Annotated in this window: 10 protein-coding genes; 7 read left to right on the top strand and 3 right to left on the bottom strand. The window is 44.5% G+C overall.

Annotated features, from left to right (window positions below; all coding sequences use genetic code 11):
• Positions 1-49 precede the first annotated feature (49 nt).
• A complete protein-coding gene (locus MMU07_RS03770; RefSeq protein ID WP_241124504.1) occupies positions 50-502 on the bottom strand; it encodes a nuclear transport factor 2 family protein in 453 nt (150 codons plus the stop codon).
• Between the two features lie 271 nt (positions 503-773).
• Positions 774-3,941: a PVC-type heme-binding CxxCH protein gene (locus MMU07_RS03765; protein WP_241124503.1), complete on the bottom strand. Its 3,168-nt coding sequence runs from the start codon at positions 3,939-3,941 to the stop codon at positions 774-776.
• Between the two features lie 479 nt (positions 3,942-4,420).
• Between MMU07_RS03765 and MMU07_RS03760 the strand changes: the two genes are divergently transcribed.
• The 4 genes from MMU07_RS03760 (at position 4,421) to MMU07_RS03745 (ending at position 12,224) form a co-directional block, all read left to right on the top strand.
• Positions 4,421-6,802 carry a DUF1549 domain-containing protein gene (locus MMU07_RS03760; RefSeq protein ID WP_241124502.1) on the top strand — a complete coding sequence of 794 codons (2,382 nt, stop codon included), beginning with the start codon at positions 4,421-4,423 and terminating at the stop codon, positions 6,800-6,802.
• A 15-nt stretch (positions 6,803-6,817) separates the two neighbouring features.
• The gene (locus MMU07_RS03755) at positions 6,818-8,248 is read left to right on the top strand and encodes a DUF1501 domain-containing protein (protein ID WP_241124501.1); all 1,431 of its coding nucleotides are present in this window, start codon (positions 6,818-6,820) and stop codon (positions 8,246-8,248) included.
• A 289-nt stretch (positions 8,249-8,537) separates the two neighbouring features.
• On the top strand, positions 8,538-11,195 hold the full coding sequence (locus MMU07_RS03750) for a c-type cytochrome (protein ID WP_241124500.1): 2,658 nt from the start codon (positions 8,538-8,540) through the stop codon (positions 11,193-11,195).
• Positions 11,196-11,507: 312 nt separating this feature from the next.
• The gene (locus tag MMU07_RS03745) at positions 11,508-12,224 is read left to right on the top strand and encodes a 3-keto-disaccharide hydrolase (RefSeq protein WP_241124622.1); all 717 of its coding nucleotides are present in this window, start codon (positions 11,508-11,510) and stop codon (positions 12,222-12,224) included.
• A 224-nt stretch (positions 12,225-12,448) separates the two neighbouring features.
• Here the strand turns inward: MMU07_RS03745 and MMU07_RS03740 are convergent, their stop codons facing one another.
• Positions 12,449-13,234, bottom strand: coding sequence for an NIPSNAP family protein (locus MMU07_RS03740; RefSeq protein ID WP_241124499.1), 786 nt, complete (start codon positions 13,232-13,234; stop codon positions 12,449-12,451).
• Between the two features lie 334 nt (positions 13,235-13,568).
• Here MMU07_RS03740 and MMU07_RS03735 point away from each other — a divergent pair, with 334 nt between their 5' ends.
• The 3 genes from MMU07_RS03735 to MMU07_RS03725 all read left to right on the top strand — a co-directional run bounded on the left by MMU07_RS03735 (position 13,569) and on the right by MMU07_RS03725 (position 17,270).
• A complete protein-coding gene (locus MMU07_RS03735) occupies positions 13,569-14,645 on the top strand; it encodes an aldose 1-epimerase family protein (RefSeq protein ID WP_241124498.1) in 1,077 nt (358 codons plus the stop codon).
• 142 nt (positions 14,646-14,787) lie between these two features.
• A complete protein-coding gene (locus tag MMU07_RS03730) occupies positions 14,788-15,999 on the top strand; it encodes a hypothetical protein (protein ID WP_241124497.1) in 1,212 nt (403 codons plus the stop codon).
• A gap of 239 nt (positions 16,000-16,238) precedes the next feature.
• The gene (locus tag MMU07_RS03725) at positions 16,239-17,270 is read left to right on the top strand and encodes a sugar phosphate isomerase/epimerase family protein (protein WP_241124496.1); all 1,032 of its coding nucleotides are present in this window, start codon (positions 16,239-16,241) and stop codon (positions 17,268-17,270) included.
• Positions 17,271-17,379: the final 109 nt, after the last annotated feature.

Here is a 17,379-nt window from a genome sequence, read left to right as displayed (position 1 = left end):
AAACGTCCGTGAAGACACGGACGTGGCGCTGTTATTCTGAGTTAACACCTCACTTTCCCTTCAATTCCTCATCAGGGATTGCCATGGTATGGTTGGCCAAAAGCTTGTACTGACCCTTTTCTTTGACATAGGTCCGCATAAAGTGGTAGGTGACCGGACTTGGTCCTCGGTCCACTACCGTATAGCCGCTCACCACAGCGGTATTTCCCAAAACCACCACCTTTTGGTCGCGGGAAACCCTTCCCCTTGTATCGTTGGGCTGACCAGATTGAATCCTCTTGGCCTTGGCCACGACCGCTTCCCGTCCATCAATGAGACTCGCATGGTTGTGAACCCACACAAAATCGACAGCAAGTAGGTTGGACAAAAAATCAACATCAGATTCCAACAGGGCTTTTTCCCATCCAAGGTCCAGGTCGATAAGTTTTTGATGATCTTGGGTTTGGGCCACTGATGGGAAAATCAGGAAGCAGAGGAATATTATTGTGGCGAGTTTTTTCATGGCTGATGGTTAATGGTTATTTGGTTAGTGGTTATTGTTAATGGGTTAATGCTTAATTGGTTATTTGGCTAACTGATTTCGGTATGGATCAATCTTCTCACGGGTTTCTTAAAAAGACCTTCGAGGTTCAAAAAAACCTCAAAGGTATTGTCTCTAGCTTTTTGATTCTCCCTAGCTCCCTACTTCCAATCTTCCCACTTCCTAACATCCAACTTCCATCCTACCCTGCTTCCTAACTTCCAAACATCCTAACATCCCACTTCCCAACTTCCTACTTCTCCATCGGATGCTCCTTCAGCAATTCGGCAGGTGAATAGAAACCTTTTTTATCGGCAACCTTGGCTCTGACTTCTTTCACTTGTTCCGGACGGATGGGTGAAGCTTCATTGCCAAATGAGTTTCTCACATAGGTTAATACTGCGGCGATTTCATTGTCATTGAGCATGCCTTCATATGGTGTCATCGGAACCTGTCCAGGATATTCCCTACCCAATACAGTAATCGGTCCCATCAATCCTTTCAGCACAAGCTTGATCAAGCGCTCCTCACTGCCCAAGACCCAAGGTGTGCCCACGATCGGTGGAAACAAAGAGGCGGAAAGGCCACGGCCATCATTTTGGTGACAGGTGCTGCAAAATCCGTCTCTCGCATAGATTTCTTTGCCCATGTTATAGAGTTCGAGGTCACTACCGGTCAACTTGGACTTGATGGTTTCCTCTTTTTTCTCTCGCACCGAAAGGCCATTGATATGGGCTACGGCTGCTTCATGGGCGTGGACCGACCATTTGTCCAAAGGAATTTTTTCTGCTTCCGCCAATATCGGTAGTCCCTTTTCCCTTGGCAACCAAGATGCTGCCACGATAGCTTCCAAGCGAACTCTGCTATTCTCATCCTTGACGGCTTCCATGAGCAAATTGGCTTGCTCATTTACCTGGTGTCCGGAGTAGCGAAGTACCCTCACAGCAGCTGCTCTGGCCCTGAAATCCTTTGCCTTTAATATTTGCTTGAGCAATTTTTGATCGACCTTGTTCAATCCCCAACTCACCCACAATCCTTCCAAAAGATAATGTTCATAATTGGGGTCATTTTTATCCAGCTTTGAAACCCAAGCTTCAATGGCAGGAAGCACTTCTTTGGGATCCCTTCCTCTGAGTTCACGGCGGGTGCGGTAACGCGACCTGAATTCAGGTAATTTCAGATTATCCAACAATTCAGGAATAGAAGCCCCATAGACTTTTGCCGGAGTGACCAAAGGACGGGATGGATAGGTAACCCTATATACCCTGCCATGTACGTGGTCACGGAGCGGGTCACGGGCATTGTGCTGCATGTGTCCGATCAGGACATTGTGCCAATCAATAAAATAAAGCGACCCATCAGGCGCAAACTCCATGTCCACAGGACGGAAATTACGGTCAGATCCTTTCACAATGTCTTGTCGGAATTTGGTGATAAAACCAGTCCCTTCGTCCAAAACCTGATGCTGCTTCATCCCCAAAAACCCAATGGTATTGGCTATCAGCATGTCACCCTGAACTTCCTCCGGGAAGTGTCTGCTAGAGACGAATTCCAATCCTGAAGTCGGGCGGACTTTATGCGCTTCTTCGATCAAGTTTTCTGATTTGTGGGTAGCTTCACCATATCTCGGCAGTACCGATCCCGGCATCATCCACCTTACATCGGGACCTGAAGTTTCGGCAAAGAAATTCTGCCCCCAATCGTCAAAAGCAATTCCCCAAGGATTGGGTATCGACAACTGCGCCGTACGCTCAAGATGGCTTCTGGCAGGATTGAATCTATAAAAACCTCCATTTGTCGCCCGGACAGGACCATAGGAAGTTTCGACATTGGTATGCAAAAAGACTCCCTCTGCCATATAAATAGCCCCTGAGGGATCTGCAGAGAAAGCCGAAATCACGTGGTGCGTATCGTGGTCATCAAATCCGCTCAAAAGTGTTTCAATTTTGTCAGCTTTGTCATCCCCATCTGTGTCAATCAGTATTTTGAGGTTGGTGCCCTGAGAGATATAAACCCCCTCAGGTGCAATCTCGAAACCCATTATCAGATGCAATCCGTCGGCAAAAATGATTTGCTTGTCCGCTTTACCATCATTATTGGTATCTTCCAAGATGATGAGCTTGTCATTTGGTCTGGCATCTCCAGGCTTGTAATGCGGGTAACTCGGAACAGTGGCTACCCAAAGTCTGCCCTTGTTGTCAAAGCTCATCTGCACCGGATTGGCCAAGTCAGGGAATTCCACTTCCGAAGCAAAAAGCTCGATTTTGTAACCTTCGGGAACAGTAAGTTTGTCCAAAGCATCCTGACCATAGAGGTATTCTGTACTTCCGTTTTGTTCGGGATTGTAATTGGTTTCTACAGGAGGCAATGTCCTGGTATTTTTGTCTGCTGCGGCTAGGTCCATTTTCTCCCCTTTTGCTGCTTTCCAGATTGCCTCATCACGGATGGCAGTCATCTGACGGATTTTTTCTAATTCTGCAGGGTAATTATCAGGGCCAAACGGCGCATACCGGCGACCAAAAACATGGACCCCATTCGGGATTTTGTAGTCATTGTGCCACATCCAGTTTTTCTCCATCACCATGTCATGGATCAAAGTGCGGTGTTCTTCCGCTTTTGGATTTTCATCTCCAAAGACAGCATCAGCCAGAAATACTCCGAATTTTTTATATCCCTCTTCATTCAGCTGAGAACCGTCAATGGTCAAAGGCTCTGCACTCGAATCATACCATTGCTGCGAAGGCGCAAATGCATCCACAAACATGACCTTATTCCTTTCAGCAATTTCCTTCATCGCTTTGGTATATAGCGCTAAGTTTTCATTTTCCTTTTTGCCATTCGGCAAATCCCTGATATCAGATAGGTCCTCAAAAGCTATGGGGGAAATGATGGCCAGTTTGGGGGCAGCTTTCCCATTATACTGTTGCTTAAGGGTATGCTTGATAAATGCATCGAGTTCGCCTTTGTAATTGTCAAGGCCATCGACACCCTGAAAGGACTCATTATATCCAAAAAATGCCAGAATCACATCTGCCTGATGTCTTGTAAGCCACTCATCAGGAGATTCAAAATGGCCCTCAGAACCTGACTTGTTAGCAAATTCGGTCTGGAATTCTTCTGCTCCGGGAAAAGCCCAAGGAGATTCCCTGCCCGAATGTGGCCGGAAACCCGGTGTATCTCCCCCATCTCCCATATTCCTGATATACAGCATACTGTCTGGATAGCGCACATGCATTTCTGTCTCAAACTGCCCATATTCCATCATCCTCGAGGCAAGGTTGTTTCCAATCAGGATAATGTGAGAACCTTTGGTGAAATCAAGTGATTCGGATTTTTTACATTGGTAAAAAATGGTGGATAGTAACAAAATCAAGGTGATTTTTAATAATCTTTTGCCGTTGTTTTTGATGGGGTTTATCATATATGCTTTCCTTTATACATATTGCCCAAGATGGTCCTCCCAGGCATTGGTGGTTTTTTTGAATGATAAAAGTTTTTTTTATTTCCCGGTATTCTATCCTGTCATATCCTGTTTACATGCCTGAACCCGGTTGGGGAATTTCCTTTTAAGGTATACAGAGGGAATTCAAATAGCAAACAGGAATTGGCAGTCGGCAAAAAGCTATTTTAAATATATGGATATGGGATTCTTTGCAAGTTACCCAATATTCTTCTTCAGTCGGGACGGAAGACCGAAGTCGGAAGACCGATGCACCGGGAAATTAAGTATGCAGAAAAAAATTAAAATGGATATCCTATCTATTGGCATCATTGCGGACATACATATTAATTATCCCATCGAAAAAGACAAACGTGAAGGTACAGGATGGATTTTTATCCAAAAGAGAAGAAAATTAGGATTACGATTTATTAATCAAATCTATTCCGTTAAATTTTAAGATGATTTCAGAGGGCTTTTGGCTTTGGCAGTTTTTGGGGAGGCTCCATCCTATGGTGGTGCATTTTCCTATTGCTCTGTTGCTTTTTGGAGCTTTTTTGGAATTGTTCACCATCGGTAAATTCCAATCCAAATTACGTCCCGGCATCAACCTGATGGTTTTGGCAGGTGCTGTATCTGTCTTGATAGCGGCTGTATTTGGGCTTTTGCTGGCCACAAATGAAGCTGTGGAAGGTGAATTGCTTGACTTACACCGATGGTTGGGAATTGGATCTGCCATTTTTAGTATAGGTGTACTTTACCTTTTGAATCAGGTTGGGAAGAAAAAACAAACCGAAAAAATCACAGCTTACCGGGCGGTGCTTTTTATAGCCGCATTTGGAGTCGGATTATCAGGACATTTTGGAGCTTCGCTCACCCATGGAGAAGATTTTTTGACTGAAACTTTCCCTTGGAACAACAGCAATTCTTATGTTTCCGGCAGTTTTGACTTGGCTGCTTACGAAAGCGGTGCCTCGGGATTAAGTCCGGAAAAGGAAATGCAACTGATAGGGGAAGTCCGTACTGTTTTGGCGCACAACTGCTACAAATGTCACAGTGGCGCAAAGACCGAAGGCGAGCTGAGGTTGGATGAAAGGGAATTTGTCTTTCAAGGAGGAGAATCCGGCATTGTTATTTCACCCGGAAATCCTGATGAAAGTGAGCTTTTCCGCAGGATCAACTTGCCAAAAAACCACAAGGATGTCATGCCTTCCAAAGGAAAGCATTTGAGCAAAGAGGAAATTGACCTGATCGGTTTTTGGATAGAAAAAGGAGCACCATGGCCCGATGGTGCTGAGCAAAAAAGCGTGTATCGGGTAGCGGAGTTGGCGCCGAGAAAACCGGCATTACCACGGCTATCTACCGGACTTGAAAATCCCATCGACCTTTGGGTGAATGCTTATTTCGAAGAAAATGAGCTAAAATGGCAGGCTGCTGTGGATGATAGAACTTACCTCCGCAGGATTTACCTTGATGTGGTGGGATTGGTTCCGAGCCCTGAAGAATTGGAATTGTTTACCGCGGATTCCAATCCGGACAAAAGAGCGGTTTGGCTTCGGAAGTTGTTTGATAGAAATGATGACTATGCCACGCATTGGCTTACATTCTGGAATGATGCCCTCCGAAATGACTACACCGGAACCGGATACATCACCAATGGCCGATACAACATCACCGATTGGCTTTACAAATCCCTCCAAAGCAACAAATCCTATGATATTTTTGTCAAAGAATTATTGAATCCCACCGATGCCTCCAAAGGCTTTATCGAGGGAATCAGGTGGAGAGGAACAGTCAATGCAAGCCAACGAACTGAGATGCAGGCCGCCCAAAATGTGGGTCAGGTAATCTTGGGACTCAACCTCAAATGCGCCTCATGCCACGACAGCTTTATCAGCGACTGGAAATTGGAAGAAGCCTATGCATTTGCCAATATTTTTGCGGATTCTACTTTGGAAGTCAGCAGGTGCGAAAAACCCATCGGAAAATTGGCAAGTACCAGGATCCTTTGGGAAGAGCTTGGCGAGATGGACAGCAGCGCCACCCGCTCAGAAAAATTGAGGCAATTATCAGAATACCTCGTCCAACCGGCCAATGGAAGGATGTACCGTACCATCGTCAACCGTATCTGGAAACAGATGATGGGCCGCGGCATGGTCGAGCCCGTGGACGAAATGGACAATGAACCTTGGAGTCAGGACCTGTTGGATTGGCTCGCGTCGGATTTTGTAGAAAACAATTACGATCTCAAGGAATTAATCTTTCTAATTGGCACTTCCAAAATCTACCAATCGCAATCATCCGGGGTGAAAAGTGCCGACCTTTTGGTTGCCGCCGATTATACTTTCAACGGGATGGTGAGGCGGAGAATGACCGCCGAGCAATTTTCAGACGCAGTCAGCCAAGTTTTCAGTCCTGTTTTTGAAGAAAAAGACCTCAAATACAATCCAAGTCAACTTCTTACGGAGCAAAGTTCCAATATCCACTTTACCCGGGCTTCCCTTGTCGCCAACAACAGCTTTCTCACCGCTTTGGGCAGACCAAACCGGGAGATTGTCTCCACCAACCGTGATTCACAGGCGAGTTTGTTACAAGCTTTGGAATTGACCAATGGCGAGCGGCTCAACACAGTTTTGCAAAAAGGTGCAGCGCAGTGGAAAGAAAAATACAAAGACGGACCCATCATTGTTGAGGAGGTTTACAACAAAGCTTTGCTCCGAAAACCAAGCAAAAAAGAAAGTGAAATCGCCTTAGCGGCTTTGGGAAACTCTCCGGATGTGGGTCAGATACAGGATTTCTTTTGGGCAGTAATCCTACTCCCTGAATTTCAGCTTATTTATTAAAAGGAAAAGGAAACAATGAGAAACGACCTGAACAGAAGGGATTTTTTGAAAAAAACCAGCGCCGCCGCCATCGCCTCCATGGCTTCTGGTGCTCCTTTTGCAGGTTTGATGTCCTCTTGTAATTCAAAAATCTCCATTCCCGCAACTGCGGACACGGTTATTTTGCTTTTTATGGCCGGAGGCATGGCCCATACCGAAACCTTCGATCCCAAAAAATATACGCCTTTCCGAAAAGGCATGCAATCCAGTGAAGTACTGAGTACCTTCCCATCGGTTCCGACTGTTTTGGACGGCATACATTTTTCCGAAGGACTGGAATCCATCGGGAAAATCATGGACAAAGGTACCCTCATCCGCTCCTATGTCGCTGCAGACCTCGGACATATTCTACATACACGCCACCAATACCATTGGCATACCTGCTACGAACCTCCTCAATCGGTGGTCGTACCCCATCTCGGATCGTGGATTGCCAAAGAATTGGGTCCACTCAATCCTGTCATTCCTCCATTTATCAATATCGGTCAAAGATTTACTGTGGGTGAAGGAGAAGAGCTTAAGGCATTTCACAGTGCGGGATTTCTTGGAAGTGAGTTTGGTCCTTTTCTGATTCCTGATCCAACATCAGGTCTGGAAAGCGTGAGGCCTCCGGTAGGAATGTCTACCAAAAGGTTTGAGTCCCGAAACCAACTCTATGAAAACCTGATCAAGGAAAGTGCGATGGGGGAATTTGGCAGTGATTACCAAAAGGAATCTCTCAAAAGATCCATGGAACAAGCTTATATGCTGTTGAATTCTCCCGAGGCCAAGGCTTTTGACCTGACTCAGGAACCCAAGGAAAGCTACGACAGGTACAATACAGGGAAGTTTGGATTGGGATGCCTATTGGCAAAAAGACTGGTCGATCAGGGAGCGAGATTTATCAGTGTGACGACGGAATACGAACCTTTTTTCGGTTGGGATACCCATGACAATGGCCATACCCGATTGAAGGACATGAAGAAAATGATCGATGCACCGATAGCCCAATTGATCAAAGACCTGGATGAAAGCGGCAGGTTGGAACGAACAATGGTCATCGTCGCGAGTGAATTCAGCAGGGATATGCTTACTGAAGGCAGGCCTGACCTGAAAGTCTTGGATCAGGTTGAAGTTCCGGAAATCATCGATGACATGAAAAACTACGGCATGCACCGGCATTTTACAGATGGATGCTCGGTATTGATGTTTGGCGGAGGAATCAAAAAAGGTCATGTCTTTGGCAAAACTGCCGATGAACGTCCCTGCAAAACCATAGAAAATCCAATCAAAATAAATGACCTCCACCAAACGGTTTACCATGCACTGGGCATTGCTCCTGACACGAATTACATCATCGAGCAGCGGCCTTTCTATACCACGCCGGACGGACACGGAAAAGCGGAAATGCAATTGCTGAAGGGTTAGTGATACCAAAAGCTCCAAAAAGTATATCCATGAACGGTTTTACTTGAAAATCAATTAACGCTAACTTGAAATGAAATATCTACTAATGGATATTAGCTTCTTTGCCAGTAATCTTCTTTTCTTCTTCAGTCGAGACGGAAGACCGAAGTCGGAAGACCGAGGTACCGGGCAATTAAGTTTTTGGACAAGGATTAAAATGGATATACCATAAACTGGTATACTGCATACATATACCATTACCATAAAAACCAATCAAACCATCAACCGAACAATTTCAATCCAAAAAAATATGTCCTACACCAAATTAACCTTAAAACTCCTCAGCCTTTTTTTGGTCACGGGAATTCTCTTTTCCTGTGGCAAAGGAACAGAAGAAGAAAGTAAACCCCTCCACCCAAAAGTAGCCAAATTGAAGCTACCAGAAGGCTTCAAAGCTGAACACATTTACAGTCCAGGAGAACACGAGCAGGGATCTTGGGTCGGAATGACCTTCGATGACAAAGGCCGTATGATCGCGACAGACCAATATGGTGCTTTATACCGCTTGGAAATCCCGGTGATCGGTTCTGACTCATTGGCACCCAAAGTAGAAAAACTCAAGATGGGTACCGGACCGGATGACAAGATCGGAATGGGTTTTGCCCAGGGTGTACTTTTTGCTTTCAACAGCCTTTACGTCATGGTCAACCACAATGCCAATGAGCAATTTGACAAAGGTACCGGGCTATATAGACTTCAGGATCTGGATGGAGATGACCAATACGAGCAGATTACCCTACTCAAATCTCTTCAGGGGGAACCAGGAGAACATGGGCCGCACAGTATGATTTTGTCACCTGACAAGAAGTCTATATTTATTGTGGCAGGCAACCATGTAGATGTTCCCGAGATGAATTCCTATAGAATCCCAAGGGTATGGAATGAAGACAATGTATTTCCTTTGATCAAAGATCCCCGTGGACATGCCAACAGCCGCATGGCACCCGGAGGATGGATTGCTCAAATTGATCCTGAAGGGAAAAATTGGGAGCTGTTCAGCGTAGGTTTCAGAAATGCCTATGATATCGCTTTCAATGAAGCGGGAGAATTGTTTACCTACGATTCGGATATGGAATGGGACTTTGGAATGCCATGGTACAGACCTACCCGAATCTGCCATGTGACGAGTGGAAGCGAGTTTGGCTGGAGAACAGGAAACCAAAAATGGTCGCCCAATTATCCTGATAACCTGCCTGCCACTTTGAACATCGGACAAGGATCACCTACCAATGTGATGTTTGGGACAGGTTCAAAATTCCCTGAAAAATACCAAAAAGCACTGTATACTTTTGATTGGAGTTTTGGAATTATTTATGCCGTTACATTGACGCCATCAGGTGCTACCTATTCTGCTTCAGCCGAGGAGTTTATTTCAGGTTCACCGCTGGCACTGACCGACGGAGCTATCGGCCCTGACGGAGCGATGTATTTTATGACGGGAGGAAGAAGGTTGGAGTCCGATGTTTACCGGGTGTATTACGCAGGGGATGAAGATACCGAAGTAAGCAGCGCATCTTCCGAAATTCCTGAAGCTATTCAAACCCGAAGAATACTGGAAGAATTCCATACCGGCGGTCCCAAAGCTGGAGCGGTGGATTTTGTCTGGCCTTACCTTAAAGATGGCGACAGGTTTATCCAATATGCTGCAAGGGTCGCTTTGGAGCACCAACCAATCAGCGAATGGAAAGACAAAGCATTGGCTGAAAAAGACCCAAAAATCCTAATCCAAGCCATGATTGCCATGGCTAGACATGCCGACAAATCCCAACAGCCACAGATGCTTCAGGCAATGATGGGAGTAAATTATGGGAGTCTGAGCAATACTGATAAGCAAAACCTGATCCGTGCCTTTGAACTGACGCTGTTCAGACAAGGCGTCCCTGCTGGAGATTTAAATTCTCAGCTAGTGGCTTACCTTAATCCTAATTTCCCTTCAAATGACAATCATCTTGACAGGGCATTAAGTAAAGTCTTGGTCTACATCGATGCACCTGATGCTGTTTCCAAAACTTTGGCATTGTTGAAAAACGCCAAAGACGATGCAGATTATCAGAAGACATTTACTTCTTCTTCGGATTTGATCTTGAGAAATCCACAATATGGATTGGACATTGCGGAAATGCTCGCGAGTGTTCCTCCGGCCCAGCAGTCCTACTTTGCTACCGTTTTGGGAAATGCCAAAACTGGTTGGACACCTGAATCGAGAGAGGAATATTTCACCTGGATCCATGATGCATTTCAATATAAAGGAGGCCGAAGCTATGTAGGATTCATTGATAGGGCTAGAAAAATGGCTTTGACCCATGTATCGAAATCGGATTTTGACAAATACAATGACATGTCGGGAGCTTCCATGCTGACCGGAAGTGGCAATGACCTTATCGTCAGCGATGTGCAGCCTGTCGGTCCGGGAAGAAGATGGACTGTAGAGGAAGCGTTGCCATTGATGGCGGATCTCAAAGGAAGGGATTTGGTCAAAGGTCAAGCAATGTACGCCGCAACATTATGCCAATCTTGCCACACCATGAAGGGTGAAGGAGGAATTGTCGGACCTGATTTGACGCAGTTGGGAACGAGGTTTTCAGCAAAAGACATCCTAGATGCAACCATCAATCCAAACAATACCATCTCCGACCAATATGCCGCCACCATTTTCTATTTGGCTGATGGCAACTCGGTTTTAGGAAAATTGACCAATGAGGATGCGGACAAATATTTCATTTCCCAAAACCCATTTGCACCGGATATACTCAGGGAGATCTCCAAAAAAGACGTCAAGAGTAAGAAACTTTCCGATATTTCGGTCATGATGCCGGGAATGATCAACAGGCTCAATGAGGAAGAATTGAAAGACCTCATGGCTTATCTGATCTCGGGCGGAAATGCAGATCACGAAGTCTATAAGTGAGATTTATTGGTTATCGGCAATTATGCCAGTTTCCGGGAAACCTTTGATGTACAGGAAGGATGACCGAAGTCGGAAGTCCGATGTACCGGAAAAATCTGCTATTTCCCTTATTTTAATTAGTGAACATTTTAAAATTCCCAATTAAAGAAGCAACTGTTTGGAATTTCCAAATAGTTGCTTCTAAATAAAATACATATCCAAAAAACCTCCAAAGCTATGACCAATCCAAAAAATCAAATGATGAAATCAATCCTATTTGTCATAGTAGTTTTTTCATTTGCTTTCTGCAACAACCCTGCTCACAATACCGAAATGAAAAGCGGGGAAACGGGTATTGTCCCGCCAATTGCTGCTGAGTCAAGCGGTTTCGTTTCCATCTTTGATGGAAAAAGTCTCTCAGGATGGGAAGGGGATTCGACTTATTGGCGGGTAGAGAACGGGAATATTGTGGGTGAAATCGCACCTGAAACCATACTTAAGGCAAATTCCTTTTTGATTTGGCAAGGTGGTGAACCGGCGGATTTTGAACTCAAACTTGAAGTCAATATCACCAAGGACGGCAATTCAGGTATCAATTACAGAAGTGAAAGATTCACAGAGCTACCTTTTGCATTGCGCGGTTATCAGGCGGATATTGATGGTAAAAATGCCTACACAGGTCAAAACTACGAAGAAAGAAAACGTACCACTTTGGCCTATATCGGGCAAAAAACCACCATCGATCCACAAACTCCGGCAGGTGAACTGAGGGATAACATTGAGAGAAATGCCTGGAAAGGCCTTCGCGTCACCGAAGAATTGGGAGATCCGGATTCCCTGAGGACATTGATCAAAAGCGAAGATTGGAATATGATCCATCTTGTGGTTCAAGGCAATGTGATGAAGCACTTTGTCAATGGCGTGCTGATCAGCGAAGTGGTGGATGAAGACACTGTCAACAGAAGTATGAAGGGATTATTGGGAATTCAGGTCCATGTCGGTCCGCCGATGCAGGTCAAATTCCGGAATATCCAATTGAAGGAGCTTTAAGTTTCATAGTCATCTGCTTCTTTGAAAGGAACCCAATATTTCTCTTTAGACAGGACGGAAGTCGGAAGTCCCCCACATGTCGTCGGGCAGGGATGTACCGGACATTTTGGTCTTCTGCCATGATTTAAGATGATTTATCATTTTACTTGCATGATTTTTATAAAATAAAAAAAGGTCCAATATGATAAAACATGTTGGACCTTTTTCTTTCACATTAAAATATATTAGATGTCCGAATAGTCAGTCGGATAAAGCAAGCGAGTATCATTTTTGGAAACCGTATTTTGGTATTCCTCCATCACTTTCATCCTGTCCCAATCAGGATCAGTTCCAAAAGCTTTCCATTTTGCATCCCTAATTTCGATGTTGGAAAAAGTAGTCATGTACATCAGATTTGGCATTTGGGCACCGACCAAAGTTTCGGCAAAAAAAACAGGATTGAAATCCAATTTTAGAAAAATATCAATTTCTCCCTCATTGAACATTTTTACTTTCTGTCTATACAATCTTTCGGTAGCGGCCTCATAACTTCTCAATTCATATATTCTGTCTTTTTTAGGCCCCTCTACATTTGATTCTGTGAATCTTGGTGTGCTAGAAAAAGCCTGCAAAAATGCAGTTTCCATTCTTTTGTACGGAGGATTAGTATGGGAAGCGTTGATGTAGTCCTTTCCCGCGGTAAGGTATGCAGCATCCTTATCCAATTTGGATTGAAGGCCGGCATATTGCTTCAAGGACTTATAGGGAATCCATACATATATTTTTTTCCCGGCATCGGGTTGGGTCGCAATCGGTTTGAAAACCCCGACTTTTTCGATTCCATTTCTATGCAAAGCGGGCAGCAAGGCATTTTGCAGGTAATTATCAATCTGGCTTTCCTGGTTTTTGCTTTCTATATGATAGATCTTCAATTCGTAATAATCCCTCTTACTGCTTTGGGCAGAAAGATCCAAAACAAGAAAGATGCAAATGATTCCAAAAAGGACCGGAAGTAATATGTTGATTTTCATGGTTTTTTAGGTTTAAAGCTTTTTCAATGTACTGAAATCCCCATTTGGATTGGGAAGTAATTGATAATAAGCAGGAGAATTTTATGAATGGATAAAAATTTACAAAATGTCTTATGTACTTTTTGGTTCATCATTCTGTTGGTTAAAATCCACCGGAATAACTATTGGAATATTCTGAAAATCCGAAGTTTTTATGCCTGGAAAAAGTTAAACTTGGCTTTTTTGATAGTTTTAAATAGCTAATTTTAAGGGAGATAAATTTCATGCCTGACAGAACAGGATACCGACATAGATTTCAGATGATAACTTGAATTTTGATTATTTTACCAGATTTATGAGCGATTTGAACGAGCTAAAGCAGTCCAATTGGAAAGACAAAATCTCCAACTCCATGCAATTGGGAGGGATTGAAACATCCGTTTTGGACAATGGATTGGGTAAGGGAGTTCGGATCGCCTGGATCAATACCGGAACAGGCCTGAGATACAAGGTGGTACTAGACAGAGGAATGGACATTGCCGATGCCTTCTTCAATGCCCACAGCCTTGCTTGGATCAGCCATGCAGGCGTTACTTCTCCCCAACCTTTTTCCAATAAAGGGATAGATTGGCTGAGGACATTTGGAGGAGGATTGTTGACCACCTGTGGGCTTTCACATGTTGGCGGTCCCGAATCGGATGAATTTGGAAATAGAGGATTACATGGTAATGCGAGTAATATCCCGGCAGAAATCACATCCATCATCCAACCTGATCCACTTAATGGAAACATGGAAATGAGCATTACCGGCATCATCCGGGAGACTACCTGCTTTGGTCCTTCATTGGAAATGAAAAGAACCATTTCGGGAATATTGGGCGAGCCTGTTATCAAGGTCAGGGATGAAATCACCAACCTTGGCAATACGCCCGCACCACATATGTTGCTCTATCATTTGAATTGCGGTTGGCCGCTTATAGATGAAGGGACAGAAATCGTTTGGGAAGGAAAATGGAATTCCATGGACAACGATCCGAACAACAGGATTTTCAACCCAAAAAACAACTTCAAAAAATGCCCAGCTCCGATGGATGCCCATGCGGGATTTGGCGAAGATGTTGCCTTTATTGATCCCGAAGCCGATGAAAACGGGAAATGCACCTGCGGATTTGTCAATCAAAACCTTGGCATAGGTCTATCTCTTACCTTCACCAAGAACCAATTGCCTTGGCTGATCAACTGGCAGCATTGGGGAAAAGGGGAATATGTAACTGCCCTTGAGCCGGCTACCAATCCACCTATCGGGCAAAGTGGTGCAAGAAAAAACGGAACCCTGATCCTATTGGAACCTAAAGAAAAAAGAATCTATGACTTGGAATTAAGGGTTTTGTCAAGAGATAATGAGATTGCAGAATTCACTAAAATAAATTGATAAATATGTATTGAATTCACGCAAATCTCAAAGTATTGCTGCGCAAATAATATCTATTAATATCCAGTATCAATAAATATCTGAAAGAATAAAAAGATTAAGATTAATAAATTTAGCACCAACCCAATAACCAATAACAACAATGAGTTTGGCAAAAAAAGCATTAAACCAAGGAGAAGGAATTCTGAGATTGACCCCAACATGGGTGCCGCGTTCTTTTTGTGTTCCGGGAAGGCGGATCAAACTCCATCCTGACGATTACTATGCCCTCGGTGGAGCCCGGGGAGGAATTGACGAGCGTTGGTTTTCTTCGACCACTCCTGCCCAAAACGGCCCCTTGACAAGTAAAAATGAAGGTCTCAGCCATATCGCTTTTGAAGACGGTGGCAAAACCGAGCTTTTCTTGTTGAAGGATGCAATAGCCGACATCGGGGCGCAAATCATCGGTGACAGGTTATGGAACAAATACAAATCGTGGCCAATGTATTCCAAGTTTTTTGACAATATGGGTCCGCTTCCGCATCATATCCATCCAAGTGATGAATTCGGTGCGCTGACAGGACAAAACGGAAAGCCTGAAGCTTACTATTTTCCACCTCAGGTGAATAACCACGGTGGGGATTTTCCCTATACTTTCTTCGGAATTGCCCCGGGGACATCCAAGGAAACCATCCTTGACTGTTTGAAAAACTTCAACAAAGGCGACAACAAGATCACCAATTATTCGCAAGCCTTCAGACTACAGCCCGGAACAGGTTGGGATGTGCCTCCAGGAATGCTGCATGCACCGGGAAGTTTGTGTACTTACGAACCACAAAAAGCTTCTGATATTTTTGCCATGTACCAGTCTTTGGTCAACGAGGCAATTATTCCAGATGAACTCCTATGGAATGCCACGCCAAAAGACCGGATCGGAGATTATGAGTTGCTGTTGGAAATGATCGACTGGGATTTGAATGTCAATCCAAACCTGATGGACAACCACTACATGGAACCAAAGCCTGTGCATGATACTGAGAAAATGCATGCTGCAGGATACCATGAATCTTGGATTTGCTATCGCTCCCACGATTACAGTGCCAAAGAACTGACCGTTTTCCCGGGTCAGACTGTAACCATCACCGACAATGCCGCTTACGGCATGATCATGATGCAGGGCCATGGAAAAATGGGGGTTTGGGATATCGAAACACCAGCCCTGATCCGGTTTGGACAATTGACCCATGACGAATATTTCGTCAGCGAAAAAGCCGCTATGGCAGGTGTCAAAATCACAAATCATTCAAAAACAGACCCAATTGTCATGCTGAAGCATTTCGGTCCTGGCAATCCGGATTTGAAACTTAGAAATTGAATTTTGGTTACGTCATTCTGAACCGTAGCCTGCGAAGGTGAAGAATCTCATTTATAGTGGAGACCCTTCACTACGTTCAGGGTGACGTAAAAAAAAAGTATCAAGAAAAAGAGGCAAGATACTAGCGCCGAGAAGTGAGAAAAGCTCGGATTTCGAAATCAGTTAAACAGTTAACCAAATAACCATTAACCGAATAACCATAATCCATCCAATAACCATTAACAAATAACCAAAAAACCATGTCCCAAAATAACTATCCAAAACTACACAATGCGACTTGGCCGGGTATTGTGGGGAAAGGCCCCGACTCAGAGCCAATCATTTCATTTGATGACATGCTGCAATCCACCGCCGCCGCAGAAGTCAACGGGGTAAAGTTTGACGGTATTGATATCGGACTTTTTGATCCACATATTGATCTGGATATGTCTGATGACGGTATCAAGAGATTGGCAGAAAAAGTACAGAAACTCAACCTGAATATAGGAAGCCTTGTTGCTCCGATTTGGGGTGGACCTGCTATGGGAAGTAAGGAAGACCGTGCGCTGTTTGTGGAAATGGTCCGCAAATCATGTGTTTTCGGTCAAAAACTCAAAGACCTTGGTGTGAGACCTTACGGAATAGTAAGGATTGATTCAGCTAGCAGCGTTGAAAACTGGGCAAAGGACCCGATCAACAATACCAAACTGATTGCACAGACATTCAGAGAAGCCTGTGATGTGGCTGCGGATTTTGGAGAAAAACTCGCTGCCGAAGGTGAAATCTGCTGGGGAGGCATGCACAGCTGGAGGGCGATGGTGGACACCCTTGATCAAACCAACAGGCCCAATATCGGATTCCAGGCAGATATGTCCCATACTTTCCTTTACATGTTGGGTTACAACAGTCCTGATGACAGGATTCTACCAAAGAACTTTGACTGGAATGACAGGGAGACATTGGATGAGGCATTCAAAAAATTGACAAAAGCCCTCCGACCTTGGACCATAGATTTCCATGTGGCTCAAAATGACGGGACAGTTTTCGGTTCGGGTTCACATGACAAAACTGGAAGACATTGCCTAGCCAACGATCCAAATGGCAAGCTTGATATTGCCAAGGATGCCGGCCATTGGCTACGAAATGCTGAGGGCGAACTGACCAAAGCTTTCCAGCATATTTGTTGGGATGGCTGTATGTTTCCCAATGCCGTGATGGGCAAGCAGCAAACTTGGAACGACATCCTTTCCAAAATGATCGAGGTGCGCAATGCACACGGATGGGTTGGATAAGTGGGACGGATAAAGTCAGAAATTGGAAGTGAAAAGTGTCAAGTAAATTCAGGACGTGACAGAATGGTGGGAGGTAATCGGTAAAGACTTCAAAACTTTTGAACCTTGA

The sequence above is a fragment of the Cognataquiflexum nitidum genome (assembly GCF_022538055.1).
Lineage (GTDB): Bacteria > Bacteroidota > Bacteroidia > Cytophagales > Cyclobacteriaceae > Cognataquiflexum > Cognataquiflexum nitidum.
Note: the sequence above shows the minus strand (reverse complement) of the source record. Positions and strands in the feature narration are given on the sequence as shown.